General features: G+C 58.3%; 14 protein-coding genes. 6 read left to right on the plus strand and 8 right to left on the minus strand.

Annotation, left to right across the window (positions count from 1 at the left end):
* Positions 1-16: 16 nt before the first annotated feature.
* Complete coding sequence (locus AC19YX_RS26320) at positions 17-772, minus strand: EAL domain-containing protein (protein WP_201131601.1); 756 nt, start codon at positions 770-772, stop codon at positions 17-19.
* A 218-nt stretch (positions 773-990) separates the two neighbouring features.
* On the opposite strand from AC19YX_RS26320, the gene AC19YX_RS26325 reads away from it, so the two are divergent.
* Together AC19YX_RS26325 and AC19YX_RS26330 are read left to right on the plus strand one after the other, a co-directional pair.
* Positions 991-1,992 carry an AraC family transcriptional regulator gene (locus AC19YX_RS26325; RefSeq protein ID WP_078468552.1) on the plus strand — a complete coding sequence of 334 codons (1,002 nt, stop codon included), beginning with the start codon at positions 991-993 and terminating at the stop codon, positions 1,990-1,992.
* Between the two features lie 293 nt (positions 1,993-2,285).
* Positions 2,286-3,221, plus strand: coding sequence for a bifunctional 5,10-methylenetetrahydrofolate dehydrogenase/5,10-methenyltetrahydrofolate cyclohydrolase (locus AC19YX_RS26330; RefSeq protein WP_201131602.1), 936 nt, complete (start codon positions 2,286-2,288; stop codon positions 3,219-3,221).
* A 79-nt stretch (positions 3,222-3,300) separates the two neighbouring features.
* Here the strand turns inward: AC19YX_RS26330 and AC19YX_RS26335 are convergent, their stop codons facing one another.
* The gene (locus AC19YX_RS26335; protein WP_500607366.1) at positions 3,301-4,824 is read right to left on the minus strand and encodes a sensor domain-containing diguanylate cyclase; all 1,524 of its coding nucleotides are present in this window, start codon (positions 4,822-4,824) and stop codon (positions 3,301-3,303) included.
* Between the two features lie 318 nt (positions 4,825-5,142).
* Here AC19YX_RS26335 and AC19YX_RS26340 point away from each other — a divergent pair, with 318 nt between their 5' ends.
* The 4 genes from AC19YX_RS26340 (at position 5,143) to AC19YX_RS26355 (ending at position 9,795) form a co-directional block, all read left to right on the plus strand.
* Positions 5,143-5,832, plus strand: a complete 690-nt coding sequence (locus AC19YX_RS26340) for a hypothetical protein (RefSeq protein WP_500607367.1) — start codon at positions 5,143-5,145, stop codon at positions 5,830-5,832.
* 192 nt (positions 5,833-6,024) lie between these two features.
* Positions 6,025-7,449 (plus strand): FAD-binding oxidoreductase, encoded by a 1,425-nt coding sequence (locus tag AC19YX_RS26345; protein WP_500607368.1) that lies wholly within the window; start codon positions 6,025-6,027, stop codon positions 7,447-7,449.
* Between the two features lie 30 nt (positions 7,450-7,479).
* Positions 7,480-8,427: a LysR family transcriptional regulator gene (locus tag AC19YX_RS26350; RefSeq protein ID WP_078468548.1), complete on the plus strand. Its 948-nt coding sequence runs from the start codon at positions 7,480-7,482 to the stop codon at positions 8,425-8,427.
* A gap of 48 nt (positions 8,428-8,475) precedes the next feature.
* Positions 8,476-9,795 (plus strand): MFS transporter, encoded by a 1,320-nt coding sequence (locus AC19YX_RS26355; RefSeq protein WP_500607369.1) that lies wholly within the window; start codon positions 8,476-8,478, stop codon positions 9,793-9,795.
* A 146-nt stretch (positions 9,796-9,941) separates the two neighbouring features.
* Here AC19YX_RS26355 and AC19YX_RS26360 read toward each other — a convergent pair whose 3' ends face one another.
* The 6 genes from AC19YX_RS26360 to AC19YX_RS26385 all read right to left on the minus strand — a co-directional run bounded on the left by AC19YX_RS26360 (position 9,942) and on the right by AC19YX_RS26385 (position 16,355).
* Positions 9,942-10,421, minus strand: a complete 480-nt coding sequence (locus tag AC19YX_RS26360) for a DUF4265 domain-containing protein (RefSeq protein ID WP_500607370.1) — start codon at positions 10,419-10,421, stop codon at positions 9,942-9,944.
* A 39-nt stretch (positions 10,422-10,460) separates the two neighbouring features.
* Entirely contained in the window at positions 10,461-11,147 is a 687-nt protein-coding gene (locus AC19YX_RS26365; RefSeq protein WP_500607371.1) for a hypothetical protein, read from the minus strand.
* Entirely contained in the window at positions 11,147-12,106 is a 960-nt protein-coding gene (locus AC19YX_RS26370) for a hypothetical protein (RefSeq protein ID WP_500607372.1), read from the minus strand. Before AC19YX_RS26370 ends, AC19YX_RS26365 begins: the two co-directional genes overlap by 1 nt.
* A gap of 348 nt (positions 12,107-12,454) precedes the next feature.
* A complete protein-coding gene (locus AC19YX_RS26375) occupies positions 12,455-13,408 on the minus strand; it encodes a retron St85 family RNA-directed DNA polymerase (RefSeq protein WP_500607373.1) in 954 nt (317 codons plus the stop codon).
* Positions 13,405-14,352 carry a retron St85 family effector protein gene (locus tag AC19YX_RS26380; RefSeq protein WP_500607374.1) on the minus strand — a complete coding sequence of 316 codons (948 nt, stop codon included), beginning with the start codon at positions 14,350-14,352 and terminating at the stop codon, positions 13,405-13,407. The genes AC19YX_RS26375 and AC19YX_RS26380 overlap by 4 nt, the downstream gene beginning before the upstream one ends.
* 467 nt (positions 14,353-14,819) lie before the next feature.
* Complete coding sequence (locus tag AC19YX_RS26385; RefSeq protein WP_500607375.1) at positions 14,820-16,355, minus strand: P-loop ATPase, Sll1717 family; 1,536 nt, start codon at positions 16,353-16,355, stop codon at positions 14,820-14,822.
* Positions 16,356-16,826: the final 471 nt, after the last annotated feature.

Consider the following 16,826-nt stretch of genomic DNA (forward strand, 5'->3'; position numbering starts at 1 on the left):
CCCCGGAGCCCGGGCCTCAGGCAGTCAGCGGGCGATCACGCAAGCGACAACTGGCGCCCAGGGCGTCGGCCCGGGGCCGGCCGAACAGGTAACCCTGGCCCCACTCGCTGCCGCAGGCGGTGGCCAGGGCCAGGTCGGCCTCGGTTTCGATGCCTTCGATAATCACGCAGGGCGCCAGGGTCTTGCACAGTTGCACCAGGTGGCCGAGGGTCTGGGCGCTATTGGTTTCCAGGCGGGCGCGCTGCAGGTAGCCCTGATCGATCTTGACGATGTCGGGGCGGGTCTTGCGGATGAATTCCAGGGTGCCCAGGCCCGAGCCGAAATCATCGATGGCCACCCGGCAACCCAGCTCGCGCAAGCACAGGACAAACTCGATGGCCGCCCCGGTGCTGGGCGGGCGGGCGCTTTCAGTGATCTCGATCACCAGCCGCGAGGCCACCGAGGGCGTGCCCCGCAGCTGGGTCAGAATCTCCTGCCAGAAGGTGTCGATGATCGCGCTCTGCGCAGAGATATTGCAGCCCAGGCGCAGGTGCTCATCGGCCAGCAACCGGTCGATCACGCACTGCACCACGCTGCGGTCGAGGTCGCGCATCATCTGGTGCTGCTCCATCAGGGCGAAGGGATAACTCTCGGGCCCCTGGGCATCGGCACGGCGCAGCAATCCCTCCTGATACAACACGCGGCTGCTGCCCGGCAGCCACACCACAGGCTGGAAGGCCAACAGCAACTGGCCCCGTGACAGCTCCCGGTAAAAGTCCCTGACTCTTTGCATGACACGTCCATAGGCAGGGCCACGGCGAGTTGCGCGCCGCAGCCATGGTTGATTGCCGGCCATGATCGACCCTCGGAGAGCTGCCCGGAAGTGTTCCCGGGTACCTTTCGCTTGTCCTGGGAAACGCGCATACCCGGTTAATCGACTGCGGCCATTTGTTTATTGCGATCATGCAACGGCCCGCGCGATATCACTTAGCCACTAGTCCAGGAAGAACTATGCACAGAATGACCAGCGCCAGTTTTCGGGTGCTTGCCCATGCCCTGAGTGATGCAGGAGCTAACGTTGACGCTCTGCTCAAGCATTTCGACAGTGGCGAGGACGTCTATGCAAACCCCAAGGGCGTCAAACTGGAACTGGTCTACAAGGTCATGGAAGAAGCGGTACAACGCACCGGCAATGCCGACCTCGGGCTGTTGGCCTATACCCGTGCACACCCGGCCAATCTGGAGGTGCTGGGTTACGCGGTGATGTCATGCGCGACCCTGGGCGCGGCCTTGCAGCGGCTGGTGGATTACCACTCGCTGGTCAGCAATGGCTTTTGCATGTGCCTGGAACGCAAACCCCATGCGTTGAAGCTGATCGGCTTCGACATCACCAACGAACCCTCGCTGACCCCGCGGCCGTTTATCGACGCAGGCACCGCGCAGACCCTGGGCCTGGTGCACTGGCTGCTGCCCAACCACAAGCCCCAGCCCCTGGCGGCGGCCTTTACCTACCCCGAACCTGAGGACACCCGCCTGTTGCGGCGCCTGCTGGGCAACAACCTGCAGTTCGACGCCCCGCACAACAGCCTGACCTTCAGCGCCAGCGATTGCGCGATCGCCCTGCCCAGCGCCGACCCGGCCCTGGACGTGCTGCATGTGGAATACGCCCGCACCCGCCTCAACCAACTGCTCAGTGGCTCGATGACCGCCCAGGTGCGGCGCGTGCTGTCCGAGCGGCTGGCCCAGGGCGGGTCGAGCAACCTGGACCATATCGCCCAGGTGGTGGGGGTCAGCGCCCGCAGCCTGCAACGGCGACTGGGGGATGAAGACATGCATTTCTCGGCGCTGCAGGATGAGGCGCGGCTGATGCTCGCCCATAACTTCCTGCGCAACTCGACCCGCAGCGTCAAATACATCGGCGCCCTGCTGGGCTTTCGCGACCAGAGCAGCTTCCACAAAGCCTGCCTGCGCTGGTTCGGCATGACCCCAGGGCGCTATCGCGCACGATGCTGAAGGCCGGTTGTCCTGACCCAATGCCGGCGTTCTCCAGGGTCAGCGCAGCCTCGCGGGCTCGGCAGCGGCTACAGCGTGCATATTCACCTGGCTGGGCCCATAGGGCGCCGCCGATCGCCTCGCATGGCAAAAACTGCCGATCTCTTGCTCTGCGTCATCCTGGCAGCAGGACTGCGGCTGGTGCAGGCCCGCCAGCAACTGGTAGCCTGCTTCGCGGCTTCAGGTCTCGGCTCCGGCATTGAGGCCATCCGCCGCCCGATGACCGCCTCGCCCCTTACTCTTTCACGCTCAAGGTGACGCCTTTGATCAGCAGCACCCCTTCACTTGCCCGCGATATCGACGGCAAGGCCATTTCTGCCCTGGTCCTCGACGAGGTCCGGGAAGAGGTCCTGGCCCTGGCCGGGCAACAGATTTTCCCTGCCCTGGCGGTGGTCCTGGTCGGTGAAGACCCGGCCAGCCAGGTGTATGTGCGCAACAAACTGCTACGGGCCAAGGAAGTCGGGATCCGCTCCCTGGAATACCTGCTGGCCGCCAACGCCAGCCAGGCCGAAGTCCTGGCGCTGATCGCCCGGCTCAACGCCGACGTCACGGTCAACGGCATCCTGGTGCAACTGCCGTTGCCGGCCCATATCGATGAACAGGCGGTGATTCATGCCATCGACCCGATCAAGGACGTGGACGGTTTCCACCGGGAAAACGTCGGCGGCCTGGTGCAGGGCATCGACGTCCTGACCCCGTGCACGCCCAGCGGCTGCATGCGCCTGCTGCACGAAACCTGCGGTGACTTGAGCGGCCTGCACGCGGTGGTCATCGGCCGTTCGAACATTGTCGGCAAACCCATGGCCACCCTGCTGTTGCAGGCCCATTGCTCGGTCAGCGTGGTGCACTCGCGCAGCGTCGACGCCCCGGCGCTGTGCCGCCTGGCAGACATCGTGGTGGCGGCCGTGGGCCGGCCGCAGATGATCGACGCCAGCTGGCTCAAGCCCGGAGCGGTGGTGATCGATGTCGGGATCAACCGGATTGCCGGCGAGTCCGGCAGCCGCCTGGTGGGCGATGTGGACTACGCCAGCGCGCGCACCGTGGCCAGCGCCATCACCCCGGTGCCGGGCGGCGTGGGGCCGATGACCATTGCCTACCTGCTGAAAAACACCCTGGTCGCCAGCCAGTTGCAGCGCGCCGCCCAGGCCGCATCCCAGCCGGCACGTGGCACTCCTGAACCGGCTCTGTAACCGCTGACCCGCCGCGCAGGCTCGGGCACGCGGCGGCACGCCCTGTTGCTGGTCGCAGCCTCGCGTGGCGGGTCAGCGGCTACAGGGCGTGGATGGGCGGATGGGCGAAGGTGTGAGTGCGGTTGCGGCCCTGGGCCTTGGCCGAGTACAGCGCCTGGTCCGCCAGTTCGATCAACTGGCTTGGGTCGCAGGGCTCATCCTGCGCCACCCAGGTGGCCACCCCCAGGCTCACGGTAATGATCCCGAACGGGCTGCCCAGGTGCGGCAGGCCCGCGCGCTCAATGGTCTGGCGGATGGTTTCGGCCACGGCGCGCGCCCCGGCTTCATCGGTATTGGGCAGGACCACGGCAATCTCTTCGCCGCCGTAGCGCGCCACCCGGTCCCCGGGGCGCCGCACGCACTCCTCGATCAGGCGGCTGATGCTTTTCAGGCATTCATCCCCTGCCAGGTGCCCGTAGTGATCGTTGTAGCGCTTGAACACATCGACATCGATCAGCACCAGCGACAACGGGTTGCCCGTGCGCCGAGCACGCTTGAATTCGATGTCCAGGAAGCCGTCGAAACTGCGACGGTTGGCCAGCCCCGTGAGCTTGTCCTGGGAAGCCAGCACCTCCAGGGCCTGGTTCAGTTCCAGCAGGGTGCCCTGGCTGGCGAGCAGCGCCTGCTCCGCGCCAATCCGCCGGTTGATATGGGTGATCAAACGCCGCCCCAGCACCAGAACCAGCCCCAACAGCAGCAGGACCACCGCCATCGATTGCCGGGTCTGGCTCCACCAGCCTTGCAAGGCCTCGTCACGGCCCACGGCAACGGTGGTCACCAGCGGGTATTGGTCGCTTTTGCGAAAGGCATACAGACGGCGCATGCCATCGACCCTGGAGGCGAAATCCGCAGTGCCCCAATCCTGCTCCTCCAGCGCCTGGGCAAAGATCGGCGCCGAAGACAGGTCGCGGCCGATGTCCGCTTCGTGAAACGGATAACGCAACAGCAGGCGCCCCTGGGACGAGGTCAGGCTGATAACCCCGGTGTCGCCGACGTGGATGCGCTTGTAGAAACCCAACAGGTAATCCAGGCCGATGCTGACCGACACTACCCCGGCAAAGGAGCCATCGGGATAGTCGATGCGCCGACTCACCGGGATCACCCAGTCGCCGGTGGCACGGCTGCGAATCGCCGGGCCGATAAACGCGGTCCATGAGCGGTGGTCGCGGTGGTAGGTGAAAAACTCGCGATCGGTGACATTCATCGGGCCCAACGCCGTCACCGTGGAAAACTTCAGATCGCCCTGGGCGTCGTACCAGAACATCGCATTGAGCTGCGGCAACGCCGCCATCTGCTGCGCCACCACCCCCCGCAAACGCGACATCTGGCGCGGATCATCCTCCAGGTGCTCGACCCGCTCGGCCAGGCCGATCAGCACCAGCTCGCTCTGCTTGAAGATGCCGTCGGTGTAAGTGTTGAGGGCGTTGGTCAGGTTGACCGTATCGGTCTGGATATCACTCAGGGTGTTGTCGCGAGCGGTCCAGACCTGCCACAGCGTCAACAGAATGACCGATGAACACACCAGGTAGGTCAACAGTGAGGCAAGCCGAAGATCGCGTTTCAATAGGGCAGCACCGGTGCAATAGGCAATCGTCAAAAAGGCGCGAAGCTCAGGATCGTCACCCCCAGGGGCAGTGACAAACCCCAGGGCCGAGCAACAGCGCCGTCATGCTGAACACGCCGCCAGCGGGCGGTCCAGCAGAACCATACACCCTGTATCGGCGCCTTGGGCATTTGCTGCAATGCCACAGGCCTGGTCGCCAGGATAAGGCCCACAGCTGACGGTATTAAAAAGGCATGCCATGATCCGCGCGCTGTTGACTGCCCAGCGAGTCCTGGGCAAATGACGCCACGGACCTTTCAACCCTGATACGGAAATCCCATGTCCTTTGTTCCCCCATTTGCCAACTTGCTGCTGGCGCACCTGCAACAGGAAGAACGCCAGCGCGTGCTCAAATCCATCGTCGTCACCGTCGCCCCCGAGCTGTGGCTGAGCCTGGAATCGGCCGCCTTGCTCGACATTCACCGCGACAAACTCAACCTCGGCGGCCAACTCGACGAACGCATCGACTACCGCCTCTCAGGCGACCTGGCCGCGCGCACCAACGTCCCGCGCTGGCTGATCGCCGCCGAGCGGCGCAAGGTGGATATCTGGGTCGAGGACAGCTACGCCGAACAGCCCTCCACCGCCCTCGAATTCAAGGTGGTGCACAACAACAAAAATACCTACGACAAGATCTGGCAAATCCGCAACGACCTGGCCAAGGCGATTCCCCGCACCTCCCCCAAGGAGCGCATCGAACGCTGGGGCATCGTGCTCCTGACCTACTCGCGCTTCTACAGCGACCAGCAAGGCGGCTACAGCTACGGCAAATTCGACAGCTGCCAGGCCTTCCTCGACGCCTTCAGCCACGGGCTGAATGACCCCGACCCCTGGTACGAAGGTGCACCGCAACTGGAACTGGTGATGGCGCCGACCAAGGTCACGGACCTTGAAGATGCGCACTACATCGAGCCCGGGAAAGAAGCCGGGGTGTATCTGGCGCTGGTCAGGTGCAAGGATCAGGGGTGACACGGAACGGGGCGTAGTGGTGTTCGCTTGCAATGCCAACCGCGCCCGCCACCATCTGCCTGCGCGATAGCGCCATCTCAATTCTGCACGACCCACACCCCCTGTATGCAGTTAGGATATGGGCAACTCCCCCGCCCCGGGCCCACGGCCAAGCCGCCGAACCCGAGGAACAATAAAACCGGAGACTGCTCGATGCTGCCCACCGCCACCGCTACGCCTGCTTCCCCGCCACTGCCCAACGCCCTGCTGGATGAACTGACGCTGTTGCTGGGCCCACGTTTCAGCACCTCGGCCAGTGTTCGCGAACACCATGGCAGCGATATCTCCGCCCTCGACCCCATGCCGCCGCAAGCCGTGGCCTTCGTCAACGGCCTGGATGAAATCGTCGCCGTGCAGCAGGCCTGCCACCGTCACCGGGTGCCGATCATTCCCTACGGCAGCGGCAGTTCCCTGGAGGGTTGGGTGCATGCACTGCATGGCGGGGTGTGCATCGACCTGTCGGCGATGAACCAGATTCTGGACGTGCGCATCGACGACATGGACGTCACCGTGCAACCCGGGGTGACCCGCAAGCAGCTGAACGCAGCGCTGCACGGCACCGGCCTGTTCTTCCCCATCGACCCCGGCGCCGATGCCTCCCTGGGCGGCATGGCCGCGACCCGGGCCTCGGGCACCAACGCCGTGCGCTACGGCACCATGCGTGAAAACGTCCTGGCCATGACCGCGGTATTGGCCGATGGCCGGGTGATTCACACCGGGGGTCGGGCGCGTAAATCCGCGGCCGGCTATGACCTGGGCCATCTGCTGATCGGCTCCGGCGGCACCCTGGCCACGGTCGCGGAACTGACGGTCAAGTTGCACCCGATCCCGGAAGCGATTTCCGCCGCGGTGTGCAACTTCCCCAGCGTCGACCAGGCGGTGCGCACGGTGATCCAGGCTATCCAGCTGGGGGTGCCGATTGCCCGTATCGAGCTGATCGACGCCCTCACCGTCCGCGCTCTGAATGCCTACAGCAAGACCCAGTTGCACGAGGCGCCATCGCTGTTTTTCGAGCTGCATGGCTCCGAAGCCAGCGTCAAGGAACAGGTGGAGACCATCCGCATGCTGGCCGATGAACACGGCGGCCAGGACTTCGACTGGGCCGTGCACCCCGAAGACCGCAGCCGCCTGTGGCAGGCGCGGCACGACGGTTATTTTGCCGCCATCGCCCTGCGCCCCGGCTGCCGGGCCTTGACCACCGACGCCGTGGTGCCGATCTCGCGCCTGGCCGAATGCATCGAAGCCACGACTGCCGACCTGGAGCAAAACGGCCTGCTGGCGCCGATCTTCGGCCATGTGGGCGATGGCAATTTCCATGCGGTTATCCTGGTCAACCCCGAGGACCCGACCGAAGTGCAGCGCGCCGAAGAGGTGGCCCATCGCTTGGCAGAACGGGCCATCGCCATGAACGGCTCCTGCACCGGCGAGCATGGCATCGGCCTGACCAAGCAAGGTTTCATGAGCCTGGAACACGGACAGAACGCGGTGGATATCATGGCCGCGATCAAGGCCGCCCTCGACCCGCAGCAGCTGATGAACCCGGGCAAGATCTTCGTCCGCGGCACGCCAGTCGAATAGGCGTCGGCCCTCAGCGCGCAAGGAAGGCTTATGGAAATCAGGCAACTCAAATACTTCGTCGCCGTGGTCGATGCCGGCAGCCTGTCCCGGGCCTCGCGGGAGGTGCACGTGGCGCAATCGGCCCTGAGCAAGCAGATGTCGGCCCTGGAAGCCGAACTCGGCGCGGTATTGTTCCATCGCAGCAACAGCGGCATCGTCGCCAACGAGGCGGGCAAGGTGTTCTATGAATACGCCCAGGGCATCCTCAAGCACCTGAGCGCGGCCAAGGCCGCGGTCAACCCGCAAGCGGCGACCCTGAGCGGTTCGATCGTGCTCGCCTTGCCGCAAAGCGTGGCCACTATCGTCGCCCTGCCGCTGATGCAGGCCGTGGCCCGCACCTACCCCCAGGTGCAACTGCACTTGAATGAAGAACTCACCGGCAACCTGGTGGACCAACTGGTGCGCGGCCGGGTCGACATCGCCCTGTTCACCGATATCGGCCTGCCCTCGGAAGTCAGCTTCAGCCCGCTGATCGAAGAAGACTTCTACCTGATCCACCGCGCCGGCGCCCCGCACATGCCGCCTCCCGGCGACGTGACCCTGGCCCAGGCGGTGGCGCAGCCCCTGGTGTTCCCCAGCCGCGCCCACAGCCACAGCACCCGCGCCTTTGTCGACCAGGCCGTGGCCCAGCAGCAGTTGCCGCCGGCGACCGTGGCCATGGAAGTCAACTCGGTGCACATCCTCAAAAGCGCGGTGGAGGCCGGCATCGGCCCGAGCATCATGCCGCTCAACCTGGCCCTGCGCGAAGTCGCCGAAGGCCGGCTGGTGGCCCACGCCATCACCCCGCGCGTGGTGTTTCGCACCCTGGGTATCTGCGTGTGCGAGGCCCTGCCCGGCAGCAACCTGCGAACCCTGATCGCCGCCCTGATCGGCCAGGTGGTGCGCGACATGTGCCGCTCCGGCGAATGGCCCGCGACCCGCCTGCTGCCCGAAGGCTGAACCGCTGTTTCACCCATTGCTTCGACAACAAGAATAAAGAGGCTAGCCATGAATCAACCTTCCCCGCCGCCCGCGGCCCTCGACGACGCGGCCCTGCACTCGGCCTACCGCAAGACCGCCTGGCGCATCATCCCGCTGCTGGTGCTGTGCTACCTGGTGGCCTACCTGGACCGGGTCAACGTCGGCTTCGCCAAGTTGCAGATGCTCGACGACCTCAAGTTCAGCGAAGCGGTGTACGGCCTCGGCGCCGGGATCTTCTTCGTCGGCTACCTGCTGTTCGAAATCCCCAGCAACATCGCCCTGCACCGCTTCGGCGCGCGACGCTGGATCGCGCGGATCATGGTCACCTGGGGCCTGCTGTCGGCGGCCATGATGTTTATCGAAACGCCGCTGACCTTCTACGTGCTGCGGCTGCTGATCGGCATTGCCGAAGCCGGCTTCTTCCCCGGCATCATCTTCTACCTCACCACCTGGTTCCCCAGCCAACGCCGGGGGGTGATGACGGCCCTGTTCATCATGGCCCTGCCGATTTCCAGCCTGTTCGGCTCACTGATCTCCGGCCTGATCCTGCAACACCTCAACGGCGTCTCCGGCTACGCCGGCTGGCAATGGCTGTTCGTCATCGAAGGCCTGCCCGCCGTGGCCCTCGGCGCCGCGGTGTTCTTCCTCCTGCGCGACCGCATCGCCGACGCCCACTGGCTCACCCCGGAAGAACGCCACGGCATGCAAGCCGCCATCGACCGCGAAGCCGCACACAAACAAAGCCACCGCCTGCGCGACGGCCTGCTCAACCCACAAATATGGCTACTGGGCGCGGTGTACTTCTGCCTGGTGCTGGGCCAATACGTCATCAGCTTCTGGCTGCCCACCATCATCCGCAACAGCGGCGTGCAGCAGCCCTGGGCCATCGGCGTACTCACCGCCCTGCCCTACGCCGCCGCAGCGGTGGCCATGGTCATCGTGGGCCGCAGCTCGGACCGCCACGGCGAGTACCGCTGGCACCTGGCAGTCTGCGCGGGGATTGGCGCGCTAGGCGTGGCCTTCGGCACCTTCTTCGGCGACAACCTGATGCTGGCCATGTTCGGCCTGATCATCGGCACCGCCGCCATGATCAGCAGCCTGCCGGTGTTCTGGGGCTTGCCCACCGCTGTGGTGGGCGGCGCCGCAGCCGCTGCGGGCGTGGCGTTGATCAATACCCTGGGCAATGTGGCGGGGTTCTTCAGCACTATTGTGGTGGGGTGGCTGACCCAGGTGACGGGGAATACCCAGGCGGCGATGTACTTTATGGCGGCGATATTGCTGGTGGGTGGCGGGTTGGGGCTGTTGGTAAAACGCGTTCATAAAGCACCCCGGCTGCAGATTGCCTGAAACGGCACGGCTCATCGGCGGGGACAGAATTGTCCAACAGCTTGTTGGACAATTGCCTGGGCGCATCGCCCCTCAATGACCCAAAGCTGCCGGGCTACTTGGTCGCTTACTTGATCGGTTACTTGGTCGCTTTGGCTACAGTCCGGTCACTCCAACCACCAATTCAACAGCGTCTCGTCCTCATCATCATCGAGGTTTTTATAGACGTTCGCGTAGTACCACTGGATCCCGGTTTTTTCGCGGAAGCGGTCGAAAAACCTGTTGATGTTCTCCATCCCGTTTTTTGCAGGAACAGCCAACGCCAAATTGCCTTCGCACACCCCATCCAAGGTGCCCTTCAACTCACGAATGACATCGTTTTCAAGTGCGCTGATCACCTCCGGATCAATGTAATCGGCATAGATCTGAATGCAGAAATTACCGCCCCGACGCAGCACTTCAGCCGGTGCATCGGGATTGCGGAGTGAAACGATATCGCCCCGCGCCAGGTTTTGCGCCAGGCCCGGGGAGGACAGCAACTCGTAAGTGTCCTCATCGATCTGCCGCGCCAGCAGCTCCTCGCGAACGGCGCCATCGTCATCGGCCATGTACACCTGAATCAGCACCGGTGATGGTTTATCCAACATAGGGAGCTCCACAGATTAACTGGCAGGTTCTGATCAGCCTCACGGCAACACCTCAAACCGCCCGCTGCCTTTATTCCACGCATACCCCGGCAACGTGCAGCCACTCAAACTGATCCCCACGCGATCCCCCTCGGTCTGCACCTGCAACGCATCCACGCCCTGGTTCGGGCACCCCGGCTCGGAGAGCGCCAGGGTCTGCAAGGGCTTGCCCGTGGCCTTGCTCAGCACCTCAATGGCCGTCACCCGCCGATCATTGCCCTGCATCGGCAACTGGAAATACCAACGCGGGGTGGATGCACTCTGCAACAGCGCCGTGCTCGGCTGCGGCCACGAACGGTCCGAATCCACCAGGCCCACCAGCTTCAGGCTGATGGGCAAAGTCTTGCCGGTGCGATAGCTGGTCCAACTACCGCGCACCTGCTCGCGCTGACGGCTGACCATCAAGTCGTTGAACTGCAAACGCGCCACCGGCAAGCCCTGCTCGTCCAGCTCATCCATGGCCAGCACCTGATTGCTGAAACTGAAGGTCGGCTTGAGCCGGATCGGCGTGCGATAGCGCTGGTAGGCATAAGTGCCCTGGTACACGGCGTTCTGGTTACCCAGGGTCAGCACAATCGCCTGCTTGCCCAGGGTGCCCTCATACACCCCATGGGCCGCCTGCGCCGGCAGCATCCACAGCACCAGCAGCCCCGCCGCCAATCCGCGATAAAAATCACCCCACCCCATCAGAAACGCTCCTCGCCCGACGACAGAAACTCCAGCCGATCCGGGCTGATCACCCGGTAATAATCCCAGCGCCGTGTGCGCTGATCGAAATTGATAAAGTCCTGCTTGCTGAACTCCATCTGGCCACTGGGCGAAAAGCGCAACGTACCGTCCACGGCGAACTGCTCCAGCAGCGGATGGCGCAGGTACTGCTGGCTTTCACGGTTGTACAGGTAGTACTGAGTGGGCCCGCACAACAGCCGGCCATCCGACTCCGCCAGGCGATAACTCTGGGCCTGAAAATCCATCGGCGACCCGACCTGGAAATGCCCGAAAGTCAGCGTCCCGGTGCCAACCGCAGGCATGCACCACGGCCCACTGATCTCCTGCACCTGCGCCCCCGTGACACGACTCATCACCCGAATACGGTCCACCCGCGCCACCTCCTCCCCGGCCTTGCGCGCGGCATGCACACTGAAATAGAAATCCTTGTCCTGCGCCGGCTGCAACAACTCCCCGTCAAAGGCATCCCGCTGACTGTCACCAAAACGCGTTACCCGCTGCAACCGCAACGGCTGCTGCGCGCCCGTGCGCAGATCGACAAACGAGCCCTGCAGCGCATCAGCACCTTCAGTGAACGGCTGCAACGACACGGCCGCTGCCGGCAGGGTCGGGTTGTCCATGATATTGATCAGCAGCCCCGCGCCCTGGCGAAACGGCGTCAGCTCCAAAGGAATGGGTAGGCGCTCGGCTTCGGTGAACCAATAACCGGAGAAGCCGCCGCCGTATTGCGAGTCGTAGGTCAGCGCCAGCTCAACCGGGGTGGCACCGAGGGTGCCGCGGTAGGTGGTGGTGGGGTTGGCTTGGGCTGCTGAAGTGGTTAGGGCGAGGCCTAGCAGGAAGGCTGGGGCCAGGAGGTGTGGCAGGTAACGCCGTTTGCCAGCCCTTGTTTGCGTACAGCCATCAATGGACGGGGTCATGCGGGCGTTCCTTGCTGAGGGGGAAAGGGGCGCAGGATAGCAAATCGTTCTGGTTTTTTCGGGTAAAGAAGAGGGTTCTTACAGCGATGCTGTTGGCTGCGATTATCCCAATGCCTAGAGTTTGAAACGTCAACTGATGAGTCAGTGGTGGGGTTTTGCAGCTCTATAGAAAGAACCCAGAACCTGCTCTGATTAGTAACGATGACTTGTAAACAGACGATCATAGATGGCAGCTATCGGCCAAGAGCAGACGCTCGACCATGAGGATGACTTAGCTAATCCGATGCAAACGGCTAGTTACGTCGAATGCAAATGGGTGGGTAAAGTCCGTGCAATTACACGACATGCTCAATTACGCTTTTCACCCCGCAACCTCATAAGTTCAGTAATAACTTTTGAAGTGTACTTTCCTCTAAGCTTAGCGACAAACAACGGCTCGACATCTTGGGCAAAACCTATGAGGCCCTGCAAAAGCGCAATCGACTTACGGTCAAGTTGGCCAAGTGTAAAATGATGAATCATTGCGCTAATCAACCGTTTTCTGTCACGACCGATAGTCACATTACCATCGTTGCTCAGCACTAGTCCGGTGACTCGTCGCTGGTTCTTTTTAGAGGCGTGAACTGTTTTATCTGCATTGAGCAAAAGCCCAGGCCCAGGTAACTCCTTGAGAGTACCCCGAAGAAATTCTTCTACAAGAAAAGTTCTGCCCTTTTCATTGGAGGAAAATGTTAGATCATCTGCATATCGCGAGTAGGTAATGTCACGCTCAAAGCACCACTGACTTACGACCGAGTCAAAGTTAAACATGACTGCATTAGACAACACTGGCGAAGACGGAGCACCAATACTAAGCGCCAAACGCCGTGTTACTTTATCGCGAATGCAGCTCATCCTAGCCATATCGGCAATGCTTCTTTCAGACAATTGCCCCTGAAATACTCTACACAGCAAAGTCCGTACATCGAATTCAGTTATTGACCCGAAAAAATTAACAAAATCAAATTTTGATATATATGAGCAGCCAACATGCCGCTCTGCGTTGTTTTTAATGCTTGCTCCGAGCTTATACGCCGCTGCGCATTCATGCACCGGCAACTTAGAGAACCAAAAACTCATCATAAAGTTCTGGATGATTTTAGTTTCTTTAGCAGGCTGAGCGATCGGCCTAATACCACCGTTTTTTTTCGGGATAGTATAGCGTTTGTAAGCATATGGAGCTCTGACCAGCAATCGAACGACTTCTTGTTCAGAAATCATAAACTCAGCTGAGAGGTGTTCACGAAAATTATATTCGCTCATTTCGCAACCCCTAACTTTGCTTGTTCAATAGCCCTATTGCGATTTCGTTCGGATGTCGCTGCTTTGTAATAATCGACGCACTCTATTTTCAACCTTAATACATCAACCGTACCTCCCGTTTTAAGAGCGAAGCGGAGCGTATGAAAAGATTCGTTACCACAGGCGTAAAATTTTGAATCGCCGTACCCACCGATCTTCTTAATAAACTCAAACTCTTGCAATAAGAATATTTTTCGCCGCACATCATCACGATGTATCTCTTTACCCAGCCCCTTAATCGCCTCGACAATCTCGCTCTCCTTAAGAGCAACAAAAAGCCTAATCAACTCGTAAATCAGAACAACAATATGAATATTATTACCAAGAGACAGGCTTTGTGTTTTTTTCAGAGCACTAAGTTCTTCTACAATATCATCCATAACACCCGCAACAACATGTTCTGGAATCTCAAGCGGATACTTTGGATTCCAAGGATAAACCTTAACACCGCTTCCATGCCTTTCGTTTATATGCCTAAGAATTCCAAGATTAATAAAAGATTTATCGTCCGCATATTCTTCAGGTACAAATACTATGAGTTTTTTTTGAAAATCTGGTAACTGAGAAAACGCACCTAGCTCAGCAATGGAGCCGTCGCTCTCAACGGCGATTGCAATGAGTGAGCAGATGCTCGCAAGATCTGCTTCGAAATCCACCAGGTTTCGATAGACCCCATCTTCATGCCACGACTTAATCTCTTCTGGCCGAAAAATATGGGGGGCCTTCATCATACTGAGCGCTTTGCGCTTCAAAGCATCACGAAGAGAACGGACGGGAGGATCCATTGCATCTGCATGCTCTTTCTCAGGGACATAGCCCCCGCAGAGTAGAACAATCGGACTCTTGGAGAAATAAATTTTACTTTCATCCAAGTCTACATCAGCAAGAATATGTCGCGGATCCATGCGAAAAAGGGCTCTTTACCAAGGTTCAGCCGCAGACAAGATCTGTGGACCGGAGCGACGAAGGAGCGTAGGGCCGCAGATCTTGTCTGCGGAATAAAAGAACGCAATGCAATTGAGTCTGGCGAAACGCCTGACTAAGCCTTCAACGACTAGTATCTGGCTTTAAACGCGTAAAGAGACTTCCTTTCTAGGGCAGAACGCCAGCATTGTCAATTGTAAATTTCAGGCCTCATATCCCCACATATTCTCTTCCCGAGTGAGATTTGTGATGGCCACCAAGGATGTGAGCTGATCCCCTGGACGGAATCGACCAACCAACGCGAGGGGCTGCTTTGGGTTTATATTTGACCTTCTTGACCGTCTACTATTGGCCGATCTCGGCCCCACTCGACAGACTGCTTTTGGCCGGTTAAATCCGCAGCCAATAGCAGTCACTCCTCAATGGCGTCTAGCAAAATTGGGGCGATTCAATATCTGAAAAATAGCGGATGGATTTTAAATTCTTTACCAAAGTCACTTATGTCTAATTCTTGCTTTGAGAAGTCCGAGTAGATAGTGAGCGTATCGGATTTTTTTATTCCGATGACTCCAGCTATGAACCAGATATTTAGCAAGACGTTGAAATCCACTGCTATAGCTTCTGACGTGAGATTATTATCGAACTCAGTGTGTGCCAATATCTCATATTGTATTTTGTCTTTTGCTTCTGTGATATTGCTAATTTTAAAGTTGTTTTTTTCAATATGACAGAGCGTATCAATATATTTATTTATATGGGGATAAAGGCTTGCCCATTCTTTGTATAGAGCTTTTTTTCGGGAAACATAGAATTTCTCCTCGGCCTCTAGTAGGAAGTCTTCACATAGCTCTGTAGAACCGTCTGCCTCAGCCAAACACAGGTTGACAAAATCAATTGCATCACGCGGCCTGAGCATTGTTCTTTCAATAATGTAATTATCCGCCGGCTGGTCCTTTACCGTAAAGTTAAAAATATCGTCAAACTTTGTTATGGCGCTGCCTTGGTACTGATGCTTAATTAGGTAATTTACACGCTTATCCAGCATTTCTCTTATTTCTCTAACATCCCACTGAATCGGGAGTATCAGGGACTTGTCTTTCTCCTCTTGCCTAAGATTGTTGTCGTAAATTCCTTTTATGATATCAGAGCGAATGGAAATGATGACCTTCACCGTTCTGATGTCAATAAGTTCGCGAAAGGCATCGAGTAGTGCATTGATGAAATCGTAACGTATTGAGCTTGAGCTTAGCCATGACTTGTCGAGGTCGTCTATACTTATTATATATCTTAGCTGGCCCTCCTTTGAATTTTCCTCGATGAGAAGCTTTATTAGCTCCTTTTGCTTCCTGAGCAATTCACTGCTTATGTAGTGCGTCGTAGCTCGTTGAATTTTCTCACTAGTCTCACTCACTTCCTTTCCTGAAGCTTTTATAAAACCAGCACCTAAAGAGCCTGACAGGTCGTGCTGCATTTTCTCTGTGATTTCTGAAACAACATTATCATTGAAAAAATTATCTCGGAATTTCTCAATATATTCATTCGCTAGCGCTGAATTATATTTCTTTCTACCTCCACCCAAGTCAGAAAGCAGATCTAGAAAAGAGTTTCCCGGGTAAAGAAGCTCAATAACCCTGACAAGGAGCACATGAATCCAAAGTGATTTGTAGAATATTCTTAAGTCAATACCTTGCTCTATTAGGCTTGATATAAATACATTGTTTTTTATGTGCTCAAAAACAGTTGACTCAGCCTCTATTGTCGAGTGCTTTTTTATATTTTTATTTTCTGCGAGCTGTTTTAAAAGCGCTGTTTTTCCTGACCCAGTGCGACCAATGATGACTCTCTTAGGAAAATCCAAGCTACTTTCAAAGCTCAGCAAGTTTGAAAAAATGCTGGTTTCAAGAAAACAGGTTTCCAAAAAAGTGTCAAATTCTGCATCTAGGTTGCCAATTTGTGAGTTTTTTCTGAAAATATAATTGGCCACTTAAAACATCCTTGTATGATGAAAATTGAGTGAGTTTAGTCCAAGCCTCTACCCTAACGGGTTTCATTGAAAATAAAAAGCCAGCTTTCTGAGTTCTTGATGCCCGCTAACAACTCTCCGATCAAGTCTGAATCGCCCCGGGTTTTCTACACACTCTTCAGGCTCGCTGTGTAGAGTTTTTCAAACTCTACCGGCGACAGCTGATGGATGAACTGAGGGATAATCTGTGTGCTCTCACTCAGCCCATGAATAACCGTTTATGGCCGTTCCCTGCCCCTCAACAACAAAAATCCCCGACCAAAAATCAAACACTCACTCAAGCCTACAAAAATAGAACCCACTCAAACCGATAAAAGTTGGGACAGCTCGCCTTACCAAATCCCCCCCATAATCTGCCGCCACAAACACCTCCCCCTCAAATTTTCTCCCCCAAAAAACGAAATCTCCTACAATCCCCTCTCCGTTTTCCTA

It is taken from the genome of Pseudomonas sp. MF09150, from assembly GCF_059862355.1.

Excerpts from the sequence above, each read along its gene's own strand:
- AC19YX_RS26375 (WP_500607373.1), bottom strand. The coding sequence starts at position 13,408 with ATGAGCGAATATAATTTTCGTGAACACCTCTCAGCTGAGTTTATGATT.
- AC19YX_RS26355 (WP_500607369.1), top strand. The coding sequence starts at position 8,476 with ATGAATCAACCTTCCCCGCCGCCCGCGGCCCTCGACGACGCGGCCCTG.
- AC19YX_RS26320 (WP_201131601.1), bottom strand. The coding sequence starts at position 772 with ATGCAAAGAGTCAGGGACTTTTACCGGGAGCTGTCACGGGGCCAGTTG.
- AC19YX_RS26365 (WP_500607371.1), bottom strand. The coding sequence starts at position 11,147 with ATGGGGTGGGGTGATTTTTATCGCGGATTGGCGGCGGGGCTGCTGGTG.
- AC19YX_RS26340 (WP_500607367.1), top strand. The coding sequence starts at position 5,143 with ATGTCCTTTGTTCCCCCATTTGCCAACTTGCTGCTGGCGCACCTGCAA.
- AC19YX_RS26370 (WP_500607372.1), bottom strand. The coding sequence starts at position 12,106 with ATGACCCCGTCCATTGATGGCTGTACGCAAACAAGGGCTGGCAAACGG.
- AC19YX_RS26380 (WP_500607374.1), bottom strand. The coding sequence starts at position 14,352 with ATGGATCCGCGACATATTCTTGCTGATGTAGACTTGGATGAAAGTAAA.
- AC19YX_RS26360 (WP_500607370.1), bottom strand. The coding sequence starts at position 10,421 with ATGTTGGATAAACCATCACCGGTGCTGATTCAGGTGTACATGGCCGAT.
- AC19YX_RS26345 (WP_500607368.1), top strand. The coding sequence starts at position 6,025 with ATGCTGCCCACCGCCACCGCTACGCCTGCTTCCCCGCCACTGCCCAAC.
- AC19YX_RS26350 (WP_078468548.1), top strand. The coding sequence starts at position 7,480 with ATGGAAATCAGGCAACTCAAATACTTCGTCGCCGTGGTCGATGCCGGC.
- AC19YX_RS26325 (WP_078468552.1), top strand. The coding sequence starts at position 991 with ATGCACAGAATGACCAGCGCCAGTTTTCGGGTGCTTGCCCATGCCCTG.